15 protein-coding genes are annotated in these 15,217 nt (G+C 72.6%); 10 read left to right on the forward strand and 5 right to left on the reverse strand.

Annotated features, from left to right (window positions below; genetic code table 11):
* Window positions 1-42: 42 nt before the first annotated feature.
* Window positions 43-2,073: a thioredoxin domain-containing protein gene (locus tag OHA19_RS15340; RefSeq protein WP_405716159.1), complete on the reverse strand. Its 2,031-nt coding sequence runs from the start codon at window positions 2,071-2,073 to the stop codon at window positions 43-45.
* A 187-nt stretch (window positions 2,074-2,260) separates the two neighbouring features.
* On the opposite strand from OHA19_RS15340, the gene OHA19_RS15345 reads away from it, so the two are divergent.
* Window positions 2,261-5,545: a tetratricopeptide repeat protein gene (locus OHA19_RS15345; protein ID WP_405716157.1), complete on the forward strand. Its 3,285-nt coding sequence runs from the start codon at window positions 2,261-2,263 to the stop codon at window positions 5,543-5,545.
* Window positions 5,546-5,655: 110 nt separating this feature from the next.
* On the opposite strand, the gene OHA19_RS15350 is transcribed toward OHA19_RS15345, so the two are convergent.
* Both OHA19_RS15350 and mca read right to left on the reverse strand, forming a co-directional pair.
* Complete coding sequence (locus tag OHA19_RS15350) at window positions 5,656-5,889, reverse strand: hypothetical protein (RefSeq protein WP_405716155.1); 234 nt, start codon at window positions 5,887-5,889, stop codon at window positions 5,656-5,658.
* Window position 5,890: 1 nt separating this feature from the next.
* Window positions 5,891-6,772, reverse strand: coding sequence for a mycothiol conjugate amidase Mca (mca, locus tag OHA19_RS15355; protein ID WP_405716153.1), 882 nt, complete (start codon window positions 6,770-6,772; stop codon window positions 5,891-5,893).
* A 97-nt stretch (window positions 6,773-6,869) separates the two neighbouring features.
* On the opposite strand from mca, the gene OHA19_RS15360 reads away from it, so the two are divergent.
* Window positions 6,870-7,286, forward strand: a complete 417-nt coding sequence (locus OHA19_RS15360) for a DUF4307 domain-containing protein (protein ID WP_405716151.1) — start codon at window positions 6,870-6,872, stop codon at window positions 7,284-7,286.
* A gap of 195 nt (window positions 7,287-7,481) precedes the next feature.
* The gene (gene greA, locus OHA19_RS15365; protein WP_405716150.1) at window positions 7,482-7,979 is read left to right on the forward strand and encodes a transcription elongation factor GreA; all 498 of its coding nucleotides are present in this window, start codon (window positions 7,482-7,484) and stop codon (window positions 7,977-7,979) included.
* Between the two features lie 221 nt (window positions 7,980-8,200).
* Here the strand turns inward: greA and ilvA are convergent, their stop codons facing one another.
* Window positions 8,201-9,430, reverse strand: a complete 1,230-nt coding sequence (gene ilvA, locus OHA19_RS15370; RefSeq protein WP_405716148.1) for a threonine ammonia-lyase — start codon at window positions 9,428-9,430, stop codon at window positions 8,201-8,203.
* Window positions 9,431-9,586: 156 nt separating this feature from the next.
* Here ilvA and OHA19_RS15375 point away from each other — a divergent pair, with 156 nt between their 5' ends.
* The 4 genes from OHA19_RS15375 (at window position 9,587) to OHA19_RS15390 (ending at window position 11,188) form a co-directional block, all read left to right on the forward strand.
* A complete protein-coding gene (locus OHA19_RS15375) occupies window positions 9,587-10,117 on the forward strand; it encodes a MarR family winged helix-turn-helix transcriptional regulator (protein ID WP_405716146.1) in 531 nt (176 codons plus the stop codon).
* Window positions 10,118-10,190: 73 nt separating this feature from the next.
* Complete coding sequence (locus OHA19_RS15380) at window positions 10,191-10,685, forward strand: sigma factor-like helix-turn-helix DNA-binding protein (RefSeq protein ID WP_405716144.1); 495 nt, start codon at window positions 10,191-10,193, stop codon at window positions 10,683-10,685.
* Window positions 10,682-10,930, forward strand: a complete 249-nt coding sequence (locus tag OHA19_RS15385; RefSeq protein WP_405750553.1) for a hypothetical protein — start codon at window positions 10,682-10,684, stop codon at window positions 10,928-10,930. Before OHA19_RS15380 ends, OHA19_RS15385 begins: the two co-directional genes overlap by 4 nt.
* 66 nt (window positions 10,931-10,996) lie before the next feature.
* Window positions 10,997-11,188, forward strand: a complete 192-nt coding sequence (locus OHA19_RS15390) for a DUF1059 domain-containing protein (protein WP_405716140.1) — start codon at window positions 10,997-10,999, stop codon at window positions 11,186-11,188.
* 113 nt (window positions 11,189-11,301) lie between these two features.
* Here OHA19_RS15390 and OHA19_RS15395 read toward each other — a convergent pair whose 3' ends face one another.
* Window positions 11,302-12,447 carry a cystathionine gamma-synthase gene (locus OHA19_RS15395; RefSeq protein ID WP_072484072.1) on the reverse strand — a complete coding sequence of 382 codons (1,146 nt, stop codon included), beginning with the start codon at window positions 12,445-12,447 and terminating at the stop codon, window positions 11,302-11,304.
* Window positions 12,448-12,515: 68 nt separating this feature from the next.
* On the opposite strand from OHA19_RS15395, the gene OHA19_RS15400 reads away from it, so the two are divergent.
* From OHA19_RS15400 to OHA19_RS15410, 3 genes are all read left to right on the forward strand, one after another.
* Window positions 12,516-13,619 carry a hypothetical protein gene (locus OHA19_RS15400; RefSeq protein WP_405716138.1) on the forward strand — a complete coding sequence of 368 codons (1,104 nt, stop codon included), beginning with the start codon at window positions 12,516-12,518 and terminating at the stop codon, window positions 13,617-13,619.
* Between the two features lie 158 nt (window positions 13,620-13,777).
* A complete protein-coding gene (msrA, locus tag OHA19_RS15405; RefSeq protein ID WP_405750556.1) occupies window positions 13,778-14,443 on the forward strand; it encodes a peptide-methionine (S)-S-oxide reductase MsrA in 666 nt (221 codons plus the stop codon).
* A 154-nt stretch (window positions 14,444-14,597) separates the two neighbouring features.
* Window positions 14,598-15,182: a DinB family protein gene (locus OHA19_RS15410; protein WP_405716136.1), complete on the forward strand. Its 585-nt coding sequence runs from the start codon at window positions 14,598-14,600 to the stop codon at window positions 15,180-15,182.
* Window positions 15,183-15,217: the final 35 nt, after the last annotated feature.

Here is a 15,217-nt window from a genome sequence, read left to right on the forward strand (position 1 = left end):
CGCTCCGACCGGGGGCAGGGCGGCCCCCGGTCGGAGCGGATGTCACCGGCCGCCGAGAATCCGCGCCAGCTCCCCCGCGTCCGTCGTCGGCGCATCGCACACGAAGTGCCTGCACACGTACGCCGTCGGCGCCCCGTCCACCATCGGCCGGTCCGCCAGCAGCGGGAACTCGGCCCCGCCCGTCTCCCCAGCCGCCACCACCGCGCCCGGCGCCGTGCCGAGCAGCGCCGTACGGTGCAGCTCGCCGCCGACCGGTCCGACGACGGCGACCTCGCGCACCCCGTCGAGCCGGGCCTCCGCGACCGCGAGCCCCCAGCCGGTGAACCGGGGAGCCCGCGGGCCGAGCGCCTTGATCACGCCGAGCGCGCCCTCCGCGGCGGTGCGGTGGGCCTCGGAGCCGGTGTGCGCGGCGTACGAGAGCAGCGCCCCGGCCGCCGCCGTCCAGCCGGCCGGGGTCGCGTTGTCGGTGGGGTCCTGCGGGCGGCGGATGAGCTGCTCGGCGTCGTCCGCCGTGTCGTACAGCTGACCGCCCTCGCCGGTGAAGTGCTGGAGCACGATGTCGAGCAGGAAACCGGCGAACTCCAGCCAGACGCCCTCGCCGGTGACCGAGGCCAGCGCGAGGAAGCCCTCGGCCACGTCGCCGTAGTCCTCCAGGACCCCGGCATGGCCGCCCGGCCGCCCGTCCTTCGAGGTCCGGACCAGCCGGGCGACCTCGCCGAGGTGGACCCGGACCAGCAGATCGGCGGCCTCGGTGGCGCGCTCGACGAGGTCGGGCCGGCCGAAGTACGCACCCGTCTCGGCGAGCGCGGCGATCGCCAGGCCGTTCCAGGCGGCGACCACCTTGTCGTCCCGGCCGGGGCACGGGCGCGGTTCACGGGCGGCCAGCAGCGCGGCCCGCACCCGGGCGACCCGGTCCGGGTCCGCCCCGGCACCCTCCCGCGCGAGCCTGAGCACCGAGGTTCCCTCCTCGAACGTGCCCTCCTCCGTCACCCCGAAGTACTCCGCGGCGAAGGCGGCGTCCTGATCGCCGAGGGCCTCCCGCAGCTGTCCGGGCGTCCACACGTAGTACGCGCCCTCGACGTGCCGCCCGTCGCCGTCCGCGCTGTCGGCGTCGAGCGCGGAGGCGAAACCGCCCTCGGCGGTGCGCAGTTCGCGCACCATGAAGTCGGCGGTCTCCAGGGCGACCCGGCGGGCCTGCTCCGATCCGGTGGCCCGCCACAGGTGCGCGTAGACCCGGCAGAGCAGCGCGTTGTCGTAGAGCATCTTCTCGAAGTGCGGCACCAGGACGCCCTCGGGCCGCTGGCGCAGCACGTACCGGTGGAAGCCTCCGCCCAGCTGGTCGAAGAGGCTCGACCGCGCCATGGCCGCGCACATCCCTCCGGCCATCTCCAGCGCCCCCTCGGACTCCGTCCGGGCGTGGTGCCGCAGCAGGAACTCGATCACCATGCTCGGCGGGAACCTGGTGTCGCCGGAGCCGAGCCAGCCGCTCTCCGGGTCGTACTCCCGGCTGATGCCCAGCAGCGCCCGCGCGAGCTCCGCCTCGCCGGGTACCCCGCCGGCCCCGTGGTCCAGCTGCCGCCCCGCCAGATCGCGGGTGATCTTCTCGGCGACCTCCCCGACCTCCTCGCGCCGGCCGGTCCAGGCGCCGTGGACACCTTCGAGCACCTGCCGGAAGGACGGCATCCCGTGCCGGGGCTCGGGCGGGAAGTACGTACCGAAGTAGAACGGCTCCCCGTCCGGCGTCATGAAGACGGACATGGGCCAGCCGCCCTGCCCGGTCGCCGCCTGCACGGCCTCCATGTAGACGGCGTCGACGTCCGGGCGCTCCTCGCGGTCCACCTTCACGGAGACGAAGTGTTCGTTCATGTACGCGGCGGTGTCGCCGTCCTCGAAGGACTCGTGGGCGAGGACGTGGCACCAGTGGCACGAGCTGTAGCCCACGCTCAGGAAGACCGGCACATCGCGCCGGCGGGCCTCCTCGAAGGCGGCGGGTTCCCACTGCCACCAGTCGACGGGGTTGTCCGCGTGCTGGAGCAGGTACGGAGAAGTGGCGTGCGCGAGTCGGTTGGCCATGCCCCAATCCTGGCGCACGCGGCGAAGCCCCGGCCGCACGCCACGGGTACGGCGCGCGAACCGGCCCGGCGGCGCCCGGAGGACGCGCCGTTCGCCGCGCTCCCTCGCGTCGGCGCGCCGTAAGCAGGAGACTGGGCGGCGATCCCGGCCGAGGCAGGGCCGAACGCCGTATCCGGAGGAGGGCACAATGCGGGACAGCCATCGGGCCGAAGCCGAACGGCTGTTGGCGCGCGCCGTGGAGGAAGAGGTACGGCGCTCGGGCGGCCGGGCCGACGCCGCCACGCTGACGGCGCGCGGGCGGGCGGCGCTGGATTCGCTGACGGCCGCCGCCGACGACGAGTACACCGCGTATCTCCAGGCGCTGGACGCCGCGGAGGCGGGGACGCAGCCGCTGTCGCAGCGCTTCAGCCGGGCCGCGCTGGGAACTCCCCTGCTGGTCACCGGAGTTGCGGCGGTCGCCGCCTTCGGCGCGGATGTCGCGTTCGGTACGGCGGCCGGTCCGGCCCTCGGCGCGGGCGCCGTCGTCGCGGTCGCGGGGGCCACCGCCACCGTCGCCAAGGTCACCGCCTCGCACTGGCCCGCCGCCCACCGGCGGGCCGGGGCGCTCGGACAGCCCGGCGGTGCCGAGCAGTTGCGGCTGCAGTGGCTGGCGGCGCTGGAGGTGCGGGGCATCCGCCCCTTCATCGACCAGCAGCGAATGCTCACCGCCTCGTCCCGCACCCCGGCGAAGAAGGTCCCCCCGCAGTCGCGGACCGCCCCGTCGCTGCGCCGTACGGACCGCAGCGCGGCGGCCCGTACGCGCGCGGTCCTGGAACAGTCGTTCGGTCATCTGCCCGCCTCCGACGGGCCGTTCGCGGGGCGGCGCACCGAACTGGCACAGATCGCGCAGTGGGTGCGGGAGGCCCGCGCGTCGACGGAGACCAAACCCACCGTCGTCGTCCTGCACGGCACGCCGGGCTCGGGGCGCACCACGCTCGCGGTGCGGGCCGCGCACAGCCTGAAGGACCTGTTCCGCGGCGCCTGCGTGGTCGATCTGCGCGGCGACGTGGCCGGCGAGGCGCCGCTGCCGACCCGTGACGCGCTGCTGCACCTGCTGAACCGGCTGGGCGCGCCCCGTGAGCAGCTGCTGTTCCGGGACGGGGCGGCGTCTCCCGGCGGGACGGACCTGTCGGCCCGGGGCAGGGCGTCGGCCGAGCAGCAGGTGCGGCGGCTGAGCGAGCTGTACCACCAGCATCTGACCGGCACCCCCGTGACGGTCGTCCTCGACGACGCGGGCGACGCGGCGCAGGTGCGCACCCTGATCCCCGAGCGTTCCGACAGCCTGGTCCTGGTCACCGCCCGCGAGCCCCTCCGGCTGCCGGAGGACATCCCGGCCCGGGTCCATCAGCTGCCGGTAGGCGCACTCGACGCGGCCGGTGCGGAGGAGCTGCTGCGCGAGGCGGCCGAGACCCGGGAGGAGGGGCCGTACGACTCCCGGGCGACGGACACCGTCGCCGAGCTGTGCGGCGGGCTGCCGCTCGCGCTGCGCATCGCGGGCTCCTCGCTCGGGACCCGCACCCGCGACGACCTCGCCGCCGGCCTCGCCGAGTACGGTCCCCTCGCGCCGGTCGATCGGGCGCTGTGGCTGCGCTACACCGACCAGTCCGAACAGGCGCGGCGGCTGCTGCGCCGGCTCGCGCTGGCCGGGCGTGCGAGTCTGGGCGCCGCCGCCGCGGCGGCGCTGCTCTCCGCCGACGAGCAGGAGGCCGAGCGGCTGCTGAAGGCGCTGGCCGGGGCCGGCCTGCTGACCCATGTCCGGGGCTCGCGCTACCGGCTGCACGACCTCGTACGGGGCTTCGCGCTGGCCCGACTGCGGGACGAGGAGGAGACGGCGGACCGTACCGCCGCGCAGGAGCGGCTGATCCGCAACTACGCGGACCTGGCCGGTGCGGTGATCCGCATGGTGGACGGCAAGATGTCCACCCGGGCCGGGCAGTTCGGCTCGCACGGCTTCGGCTCGCTGGATTCGGCGCTGCGCTGGCTGGACGACGAGTCGAGCTTCATCACCTCCGCGCTGCGGCACGCCGAGGGCGTCGACCAGGGCGCCGTGCTGGACCTGCTGGGCGCACTGTGCGACTACTGCCTGCTGCGCGGCGACCTCTACCGGCTTGGCGAGATCAGCGAGTTGACGCAGGCGGTGGACAAGGGGCTGCTGGAGCGGTCCGTCCAGTGGCGCACCGGCATCGCGGCCCGTCAGCTCGGCGAGCTGGACAAGGCCCGCACCACCCTGTCGTCGGTGGTCGGCCTCTACCGCGAGGCGCAGAACGGGGCGGGCACGGCGCTGGCGCTCTGCTCGCTCGGCATCACACTGCACCACCAGGGCAATCTGACCGAGGCATCGGCGCGGCTGCGCGAGGCGATCGAGCTCCAGTCCTCCGAGGAACAGGCCGAGGACCGGGCCTGGTCGATGCACGCCCTGGCGGCCGTCGAGCGCGACCGGGCCCGGCTGGCGGAGGCACTGACCCTGCTGGAGACCGCGCTGGCCCTGCACCGGGAGGGCGAGTCGCTGCACGGTGAGGCGTGGACGCGGTTCCAGCTCGGCCAGACCCTGCTGCGGATGGGCGATGTGGAGCGGGCCGAGGAGGCGCTGCGCGGGGCCCTGGACCTGTATGGCAGTACCCGTGACGAGCGGGGCGAGGCATGGGCGCTGACCCAGCTGGCCCGCGCCCGGCTCCTGGACGGCGATCCGGCCCCGGCCGTGGAGCAGCTGAACCTGGCGCTGGAGCGGCACCGGGACAACGAGGACGCGCGCGGCGAGGCGTGGACGCTGTTCTACCTGGGCCAGGCCCTGGAGGAGAGCGGCGACGCGGACCGGGCGGTCCGGCAGCTGGAGCGGGCCCGCACGATGTTCTCCCGGATGCGGGACGTGTACGGGCTGGCGTGCGCCCGCCACCACTCGGGCCGGGTCACCCGTGACCAGCGGGCGGCCCAGACCGGGAACCTGCGCAACTCCGGCTTCGCCCGCCAGCTCCTGATGGACGCCCGCGCCGACTTCCGGCGCATCGGGGTCGCCCACGGCGAGGCGTGGACGTGCCTGGAGCTGGCGTTGATCGACGCGGGCAACAACCGCTCCCCGCAGGCGCTGGAGCTGTGCGGCGAGGCGGTGGAGCTGTTCGACTCGTACGGCGACGCGCGGGGCGCGGACTGGGCCCGCTTCCTGCGCTGCACGCTGCTGCCCTACGCGTCGCCGGGCGGCAGCGAGGTGGGCACGGCGGTGGCCCAGGAGGAGCTCGCCGAGCTGCTGCGGGCCGGACACCCGGCGCGGGACGGCAAGCTGGAGGACTGCGCGGCGGCGTTCACGGTGGTGCTGAACCGCGGCGTGGACCTGGAGGACGGGTGGCAGGCGTGGCGCCTGGGCATGACGCCGACGCGCCATGCCCGGGAGGTCATGGGCGTGCCGGTGCCGGCCGCGTACGGCCCGTCCGGCGGCTGAGGGCAGCCGCGGGCCCGAGGACAGCCCTGAATCCGGCCGGTCACCGACCGGCCGGATTCGTGCCGGGACGGCTCCGGAACTGCGTAACCGCCCTCGCCCGCTGCTTCCGGCTACTTCTGCTTCGCGGAACCGGCCGCCACGGGGGCTTCGGCCACCGCGTCCGGGTCCGGAGCCTCCTCGAAGTCGACCTTGCCCATGTGCCGGTTCATGGACTTCATCAGCAGCCACACGCCCACGGCGAGCGCCGCGAAAACGATGAAGCCGAGAACGCCTGGGGTCACCTTGTTCTTGTCGAGCTCTGCGGCAAGCGGAACAAGGTCGGTCAGTGCCTGGGTCGCGTACATATCAGGCATTGTCGCGGATGCCCGCGAAGAGGTCGCTCTCGGGGAGGGAGGTATCGACGAGAGACTTCGCCAGCTCGTACTCCTCGGTGGGCCAGACCTCCTTCTGGATGTCCATCGGGACGCGGAACCAGCCGCCGTCAGGATCGATCTGCGTGGCGTGCGCGATCAGCGCCTTGTCACGGATCTCGAAGAAATCCGCACACGGAACGTGCGTGGTCAGCGTGCGCTCGTCGCGCCCGAACTCCTTCCAGCGCTCCAGCCACTCGCCGTACGGCGACTCCAGGCCGCGGGCCAGCAGCGCCTCGTGCAGCGCCACCGTGCGCGGCCGGTTGAAGCCCTGGTTGTAGTACAGCTTCTGCGGCTGCCAGGCCGGGCCGAACTCCGACTCGGGGAACTTCTCGGTGTCCGCCGCACCGTCGAAGGCGATCATCGTGATCTTGTGCGTCATGATGTGGTCGGGGTGCGGGTATCCGCCGTTCTCGTCGTACGTCGTGATGGCCTGGGGCCGGAACGCACGGATGCTGCGGACGAGCCGGCCCGCGGCCTTCTCCTCGTCCTCCAGCGCGAAGCAGCCTTCGGGCAGCGGCGGCAGCGGGTCGCCCTCGGGCAGGCCCGAGTCGACGAAGCCGAGCCACTCCTGCTCGACGCCCAGGATCTCCCGGGCCTCGTCCATCTCCTTCTTGCGCACCTCGTGGATGTTCTCCTCGATGTACGCGTCCCCCTGGAGCTTGGGGTTGAGGATGGAGCCGCGCTCGCCTCCCGTGCAGGTCACCACCAGCACGTCCACCCCCTCGGACACATACTTGGCCATGGTGGCCGCGCCCTTGCTCGACTCGTCGTCGGGGTGGGCGTGAACGGCCATCAGTCGCAGCTGCTCGGTCAAGACTCGATCCTCAGTGATTCGGCATGTGGGCAGGCTTCTATAGTGACCGAACCGGGGGGCGGAAAATTCCTCGATCCCCGGCACAGGAGGAACGATCATGACGGCGGTGCGCGACGCGCTTCCGGAGAACCGCTACGGCCGCTCCGCGGACCAGCGCGCGGACCGCAAGCTCAAGATCATCGGCTCGGTGCTGGGCGTCGTGCTTCTCGGCGTGGTCGGCTGGATCGGCTACGACTACGTCACCGGCCAGGGCATCAGCGCCGAGGTGATCAAGCGGCAGATCGTCTCGGACCAGCGGGTCGACGTGCACCTGGAAGTCCGCAAGGACAAGGACGCCAAGGGCTACTGCACGCTGCGCGCGCAGCAGGAGGACGGCGGCGACGTGGCCCGCAAGGACTTCCGGTTCGACGACCGCTCCGAGCGGATCGACCGCATCCTGTCCCTGCGTACGACGTCCAGGGCCACCAGCGTCGAGCTGCTGGGCTGCACCACCGACGACGGGGCCTCGCGCTGACCGGCGCGCCCCGGCCCTGAACCACCACGTCCGGGCCTGACCTGCGTACTGACCTGCGCACATGCGGTCCCGACGATTTACCTTCTCCCCCTTTTCCTGCGGAATTGTTAGGCTCGTGGTTTCGCCCACCCGTGGAAGCACATGCTTACGGGTAGGGCGATGCTTTGTATTCCCAGTACCGACGAGGAGCACCCTGTGACCCAGACCAGCGAAAACGTCACCTGGCTCACGCAGGAGGCGTACAACCAGCTCAAGGCCGAGCTGGAGTACCTGTCTGGTCCCGCGCGCACGGAAATCGCCGTAAAGATCGCGGCGGCCCGTGAGGAGGGCGACCTGCGCGAGAACGGCGGGTACCACGCCGCCAAGGAGGAGCAGGGCAAGATGGAGCTCCGGGTGCGCCAGCTGACCCAGCTCCTGGAGCACGCGAAGGTCGGCGAGGCGCCTGCCGACGACGGCGTGGTCGAGCCCGGCATGGTCGTGACGATCGCCTTCGACGGCGACCTGGACGACACGATGACCTTCCTGCTCGCCTCCCGCGAGTACGCGAGCTCGGACATCGAGACGTACTCCCCGCAGTCGCCGCTCGGCACCGGCGTGAACGGCAAGCGGATGGGCGACGACGCCGAGTACGAGCTGCCGAACGGCAAGACGGCCACCGTGAAGATCCTCGCGGCGAAGCCGTACACCGGCTGATCCCCCACACCGATGCCAGGAGCCCCCGGCCCGCCGGGGGCTCCTGGCATCGTGCGGCTCGGACGAGCCGGCCCCTCGTGGCCGGATGTCCCCGGGCCACGGGACCCGCCGGTCGCGCGCTCGTCGACCGCGGCGAACGCGCCCGCGACACTCCCGGGCGACGCCTTGCCCGGGGGTGAAGCGTCGCGCCGGGCAAGGCGTCGGAGCAGCGACGGTACGGGTCAGCCCATCACCAGATAGCCCGCGTCCCGCAGGGCCGCCGAGACCTCCGCACAGTGCTCCGGCCCCTTCGTCTCCAGCTGGAGCTCCACCTCGACCTCGGTGAGACCGAGCCGGGGATCGGTCCGCACATGACCGATGTCGAGCACATTGGCGTCGACCACCGAGAGCACACCCAGCAGCGTGGCCAGCGCGCCGGGGCGGTCGGTCAGCCGCAGCCGCAGGCTCAGGTACCGGCCGGCCGCCACCATGCCGTGGGTCAGGACGCGCTGCATCAGCAGCGGGTCCACGTTGCCGCCCGAAAGGAGCGCGACCACCGGCCCGTGGAACGACTCCGGATCGCTCAGCAGCGCCGCGACCGGGCTCGCGCCCGCCGGTTCCACCACGAGCTTCGCGCGCTCCAGGCAGAGCAGCAGCGCACTGGACAGCTCGTCCTCGGAGACCGTACGAACCTCGTCGACCAGCTCCCTGACCAGCTCGAACGGCACGTCGCCGGGGCGTCCCACCTTGATGCCGTCCGCCATCGTGGTCGGCGAATCGATCGACACCGGATGACCCACGGCCAGCGAGGGCGGGTAGCAGGCCGCGCCCGCCGCCTGCACCCCGACGATCCGCACATCGGGCCGGACCGACTTGACCGCCACCGCGATGCCCGCCGCGAGCCCGCCGCCGCCGATCCCCACGACGATGGTCCGCACCTCGGGGCACTGTTCGAGGATCTCCAGGCCCACCGTGCCCTGTCCGGCGATGATGTCCGGATGGTCGAAGGGGTGGATGAAGACCGCACCGGTCTCCTGCGCGTACTCCTGCGCGGCGGCCAGCGTCTCGTCGACGACATGTCCGTGCAGCCGGACCTCGGCCCCGTACTGGCGGGTGGCGGCCACCTTCGGCAGCGGCGCCCCGACCGGCATGAAGACCGTCGACCGTACGCCGAGCAGCGCAGACGCCAGTGCGACACCCTGCGCATGGTTTCCGGCGCTCGCGGCGACGACCCCGGCCGCCCGCTCCACCGGCGACAGCCCCGCGATGCGTACATACGCGCCACGCAGTTTGAACGAGCCGGTCCGCTGCAGGTTCTCGCACTTGAGGTGGACCGGCGCGCCCACCAGGTCGGTCAGGTGGCGGCTGCCTTCCATGGCGGTCATCCTGGCCACGCCCGAGAGCATCTTCTGCGCTCCGCGGACGTCGTCGAGGATCAGCGGGGGAAAGTGGCCGGTCGCGCGGAAGTTCATACGGCAAGTCTTGCAGCTCGGCAGGGCACCGGCCGACGCGTCCCGTCCCCTCCTGGGCCGTTGTCCACGGGTTTGCGCAGCGCTGGTACGCGTTGCCCCGTGGCCGCGTACTCTGTCCCCCACCCATCCGACACCGCACGAAGAGAGCCCCCGGCCATGCCCCCTCAGGACATGACGACAGCTGCGTCTCCTTCCGGGGGCGCCGCCCCCGAACCCACGGGTTCCGACGGCGTCCTCGACGCTCTGCAGCACCAGGTCGCGGTATTCGCCCGCCGTGCCGAGCAGACCCGCCTCGGCGGTGTCGGCCAGGTGCGCAATTCGATGGACCGGGCCGCCTATCTGCTGCTCAACCGGCTGGACCGGGAAGGTCCGATGGGCGTCAAGGCGCTCGCCGCGGGCATGGGGATCGACTCCTCGACCGTGACCCGGCAGGTCGCACCGCTCGTCGACACCGGACTGGTCAAGCGCACCTCGCATCCCGAGGACGGCCGGGCCGTCGTGCTCCAGCTGTCGCCGCGCGGCCAGGCCCGGCTGGACGAGGTCCGCGGCTCCCGCCGCGAGCTCATGACACAGGTGACGGACGGCTGGACGGCCGAGGAGCGCGAGACGTTCTGCGCGCTGCTCACCCGGTTCAACACGTCGCTGGCCGCCCGCCAGACCTCGCACCAGGCGCCTCCGGCCGGCTGACGCGATCGCCCGGCCCGGGCGGACTGCGGCATACCTCTTGACCCGGAGCCCCGCAACGGCTCGGATGTGGACTGTGCGAGAGCGCCAGTCGGGCCGGGAGCGGCGCCGTGCCCAGGAGTTCGAGATGTTCGTCGCGGGCGCGGCCGGCCGCCTGCTGCACACCGCCACGCTGCTCACCGCCGAGCCCGTGCGGCCGCCGGGGGCCAACCCCCGGGCCCAGCGGATGCTGACGGCCGCGCTGGCGAGCACGTACGCGCAGTGGGACCGGCTGCGCGGCGAGGACCCGTACGACCGCACCCGGCGCGAACTCGCCGTCCGGTTCGCCCACGAGGTCTGGCACCACCACCGGCCGCGCGGCGGCCTGCTGGACCCGCTGACGCCGCAGGAGCGCCTCGTCCTCGTCCTGCGGCTGTACGAGGGGGTCGGGGAGGAGCAGACCGCGGCTCTGCTCGGCCTCACGGTGGAACGGGTGCGGGCGGTCTGCAACCGCTCGGTGGCCACCATGCGAGGCACCCGCCGGCCCACGGCCGGGCGGGGCCCGGCCGGCCCGCTGGGGGTCGCGCGGTGAGCCGCAGCGGCGACCGGGAGGACGAGGTCCGGCGCATGCTGGACGGTTCGCATCCGCAGGTGCCCGCCGATCTGGCCCAGCGGGCGTCGCAGCGCGGCGGCAGGCTGCTGCGCCGGCGGCTGTTCGCCCGTCGGCTGATGCTGCTGCTGGCGTGCGCGGCGGTGGTGGCCTTCGCGGTCTGGGCGATGGTGGTACACCCCTGGCAGGTACCTCCGGCCGAGACGACGCCGCTGGAGGGCTGGTGAGCGGCGATAAGGGCCCGAACTATCCTGGAACGTACGGGAATGCGTGACGGTCCCCAGGAGGCTGCCATGACCAGGAAGATCGCCGACTGCCGCAAGCATCCGAGTGTGTCGCACTGCTCGCTCACCATCTCCGGTGAGGAGGAGGAAGTCGTACGGGCCGCGGCGGAGCACGCGGTCTCCGTCCACGAACACACCGACAGCCCGGAACTGCGCGAACAGATCCGGGCGATGCTGGAGGACGAGCAGGTCAACGCCTGACAAGGCCCCGGACGGCCGGGCGGGCCCGAAGACTCGGGCCCGCTCGGATCTTTCGCTCTCCGCCCTAGGGCCTCTCGTTTGGATCATGCCGGGCTCGATCCAAACGAAAGACCCTAGCCGAGCGCCTGCGTGAGGTCGGCCAGCAAGTCGTCGGCGTTCTCGATGCCGACGGAGACACGTACGAGGTCGGCCGGCACCTCCAGCGGGGAGCCCGCCGCCGAGGCGTGCGTCATGCGGCCCGGGTGCTCCACGAGCGACTCGACGCCGCCCAGCGACTCACCGAGGGTGAACAGCTTCGCCCGGTTGCAGACCTGGACCGCGGCCTCCTCGCCGCCCTCGACCCGGAAGGACACCATGCCGCCGAACGCCTTCATCTGCTTGGCGGCGATCTCGTGGCCGGGGTGCTCGGGCAGCCCCGGGTAGAGGACCTGGGTCACCTTGGGGTGCCGGGTGAGCAGATCGGTGACCTTGGTGGCGTTCTCGCTGTGCCGGTCCATGCGGACCGCCAGGGTCTTGATGCCGCGCAGCACCAGCCAGGCGTCGAACGGCCCGGCGACCGCGCCCATCGCGTTCTGGTGGTACGCCAACTCCTCCGCCAGTTCAGGGTCGTTGACGATCAGCGCACCGCCGACGACGTCCGAGTGGCCGCCCATGTACTTGGTGGTGGAGTGCACCACCACATCGGCGCCCAGGGCGAGGGGCTGCTGGAGGTAGGGGCTGGCGAAGGTGTTGTCGACGACCAGGCGCGCGCCCGCGGCACGGGCCACACCGGCGATCGCGGCGATGTCGGTGATGCCGAGCAGCGGGTTGGACGGGGTCTCCACCCAGATCGCCTTGGTGCGCGGGGTGATCGCCGCCCGTACCGCCGCCACGTCCGAGGTGTCGGCGACCGAGAACTCCACGCCCCACCGCGAGACGACCTTCGCGAACAGCCGGAAGGTGCCGCCGTAGGCGTCGTTCGGGATGACAACGTGGTCGCCGGGGGTCAGCAGCGTACGGAGCAGGCAGTCCTCGGCGGCGAGGCCGGAGGCGAAGGCGAGTCCGCGGCGGCCGCCCTCCAGGGCCGCGAGGTTCTCCTCCAGGGCGGTACGGGTCGGGTTGGCGCTGCGGCTGTACTCGTAGCCGCCGCGCAGTCCGCCCACGCCGTCCTGTTTGTACGTGGACACCTGGTAAATGGGCGGAACAACGGCGCCGGTGAGGGGATCGGCGGTGTTTCCCGCGTGGATCGCGAGGGTCTCGAAGCTGTGCTGGTCGCTCATGGGGCCCGAGCGTAGTTCGTCACGAGGGCGCCCACCGGACTACCGGGCCGTCCGGTGACAATGGGGGCATGGAGATTCTCTGGTTCCTGATCGCCCTGTGCATGCTCGCGGCCGTCGTCGGCCCCTTCGTGCTGCGCCGCCGGGGCGGAATCCGGCAGGTCGCGCCGGGTTCCCCGGACGCCGCGGACCCGGATTCCTACGGCTTCGTGCGCCAGGAGGAGCTGGACATCCGGCTGCCGGGCCCGGACCAGGATCTTCTCGATGTGCTCGATGTCGTGCAGCGTTCGCAGGACTGGCGGGCGGCCTCGCAGCTGCTGGCCGGTACGCCCGGGGAGGGCGAGGTCCGGTGGCAGCGGGTGCAGGCGTTCGCCGGCGCCGCCTCGCTGGAGCTGGCGCAGCAGCCCGGGGTCGGTGGTGCGTGGCTGCGCAAGTGGCGGGCCGAGGCGCCGAAGGACGCGGGCGGTGCGGCGGTGCACGCCGAGTTCCTGGTGCAGCAGGCGTGGCGTTCGTCGACCGCGGGGACGGACGACTTCCGGATCATCCTGGAGGAGGCCCGTACGGTCTGCGGCGAGGCGGCCCTGCTGGCGCCGGGCGACCCCGTTCCGTACATCGTCGAGCTGGCCGTCTCCCGCGGACTCGGCTACTCCCACGAGGAGTTCGACCAGCTCTGGGCGAAGGTGATGGACCGGGCCCCGTCCCACATGGGCGCGCACATCGCCGCACTGCACTACTGGTGCGAGAAGTGGCACGGCTCGCGCGAGGAGGCCGACCGCTTCGCCACCGCGGCCGCGGCCCGCGCCCCGCAGGGCTCGCTGCTGGCCGCGCTGCCGCTCTTCGCGGTGTACGAGCACCTGCCCGAGGTCAATCTGGTGCAGGGCTTCTACCGCGGCCTGGTGGTGACCAAGGCGGTCGAGGGCGCCCTGTTCGCGGTGCACGCGGCCCGCCCGGACGACCCGATGCTCGCCCACGTCCGCCATCTCCTCGTCCTCTTCCTCGTCCGGATGGAGCGCTGGTCGGAGGCGATGGCCCAGCTCGTCCACATCGACGGCCATGTGGGCGCCCTGCCGTGGACGCAGGATCCCGACCCGGCCGCCGAGTACACGGTCTACCGGGCGCTGGCGGTGGCCGGCTACGAGGCGAACGGCGGCAACCCGGCGACGCTGCCGCACTAGGGCCTCTCGTTTGGATCATGCCGGGCTCGCGTGCCCCGGTGCCTGATCCGGCCTGATCCAAACGAAAGACCCCAGGTCCTCTCCTTCGGACCGGCCCGGAATCCACGGCACCCCCGCCGCGTTGTACGTACCGCACCCACCCCAGGAGGAGCCCCCGCATGTTCCTGCAACGCCGCACCCCGCAGCTCCCCACCCCGGAGGAGGCCCTGAAGGGCCGCCCCACCCCCGAATTCACCGTCCCGTCCCGCCACACGGTCCTCGGCAACCCCCTGCTGGGCCCGTACCCGGAGGGCCTGGAGGTCGCGGACTTCGCGCTGGGCTGCTTCTGGGGCGCCGAGCGCAAGTTCTGGCAGAAGGACGGCGTCTGGACGACGCTCGCCGGCTACCAGGGCGGCTACACCGAGAACCCCGCGTACGAAGAGGTCTGCTCGGGCCTGACCGGCCACACGGAGGCGGTCCGTGTCGTCTTCGACCCGAAGACCGTCTCGTACGCCGAGCTGCTCAAGCTGTTCTGGGAGTCCCACGACCCGACCCAGGGCTTCCGCCAGGGCAACGACGTGGGCACCCAGTACCGCTCGGCGATCTACACCCACTCCCCCGCGCAGGAGGCCGCGGTGGCGGCCTCCCGCGAGGCGTACCAGAAGGTCCTCACGGCCGCCGGCCACTCCGCGATCACCACGGAGATCCTCCCCGCGGAGGGCCGCACGTTCTGGCCCGCCGAGGGATATCACCAGCAGTACCTCGACAAGAACCCGGCGGGCTACTGCGGTATCGGCGGCACCGGCGTCTCGTGCCCGATCGGGGTGGCACCGGCCGAGGGATGAGCGCCGGGCTCGCACGGGGGCTGGTACGACTCCGGCGGACCCGGCCGGCCCGGCCGCGGCCCCGTCGATTCCTCGGCACCGCAGGCCGGCGGGGCGGGCCCGCCCCGCCGGATATTCGCTTCGCACCGGAACCGTCCCGTGCGAGAGTCGTACGGTGACCGGATCCCACCCTGGCTCTGCCCGCGAACTCGACCTGCTGCGCTGGCAGTTCGACCTCACATGGTCGCTGTTCGAGTACCACCTGGGGCGGCTCGTTCCCGACGACTTCCTGTGGGAACCCGTTGCGGATTGCTGGACGGTGCACCGCGCCGACGACGGCACATGGACAGTGGACTGGGCGGAGACCGAGCCCGACCCCGTTCCTGTGCCGACCATCGGCTGGCTGAGCTGGCACATCGGCTGGTGGTGGAGCGTGGCCGTGGATCACGCCCATGGGAGAACGCCCCGGGAGCGGGCGGACATCGCCTGGCCCGGCCCGGGTGAGCCGACCGTCGAGTGGTTGCGCGGCCTGCGTGAGGACTGGCTGGCGGCGCTGGACCAGCTCACCACTGCCCGTCTGGAGACCGCCGGCCCGTTCCCGTGGCCGGATGATCCCCGGCACACCGTCGCCCACATGGTTGCCTGGGTCAACGCCGAGCTGATGAAGAACGTCGCAGAGATCGGCCAGCTCCGCCTTCAGCGAGCTGTCGGCCGGGTACCGGACCGGACCGGCGCTCCCGCCCCTGTCCGGCCTGCCTAGGCAGCGCCTCTCAGCCGTCGGAGACACCTGGCGGT

The sequence above is a fragment of the Streptomyces sp. NBC_00012 genome (assembly GCF_045040875.1).
Taxonomy (GTDB): Bacteria; Actinomycetota; Actinomycetes; order Streptomycetales; family Streptomycetaceae; genus Streptomyces.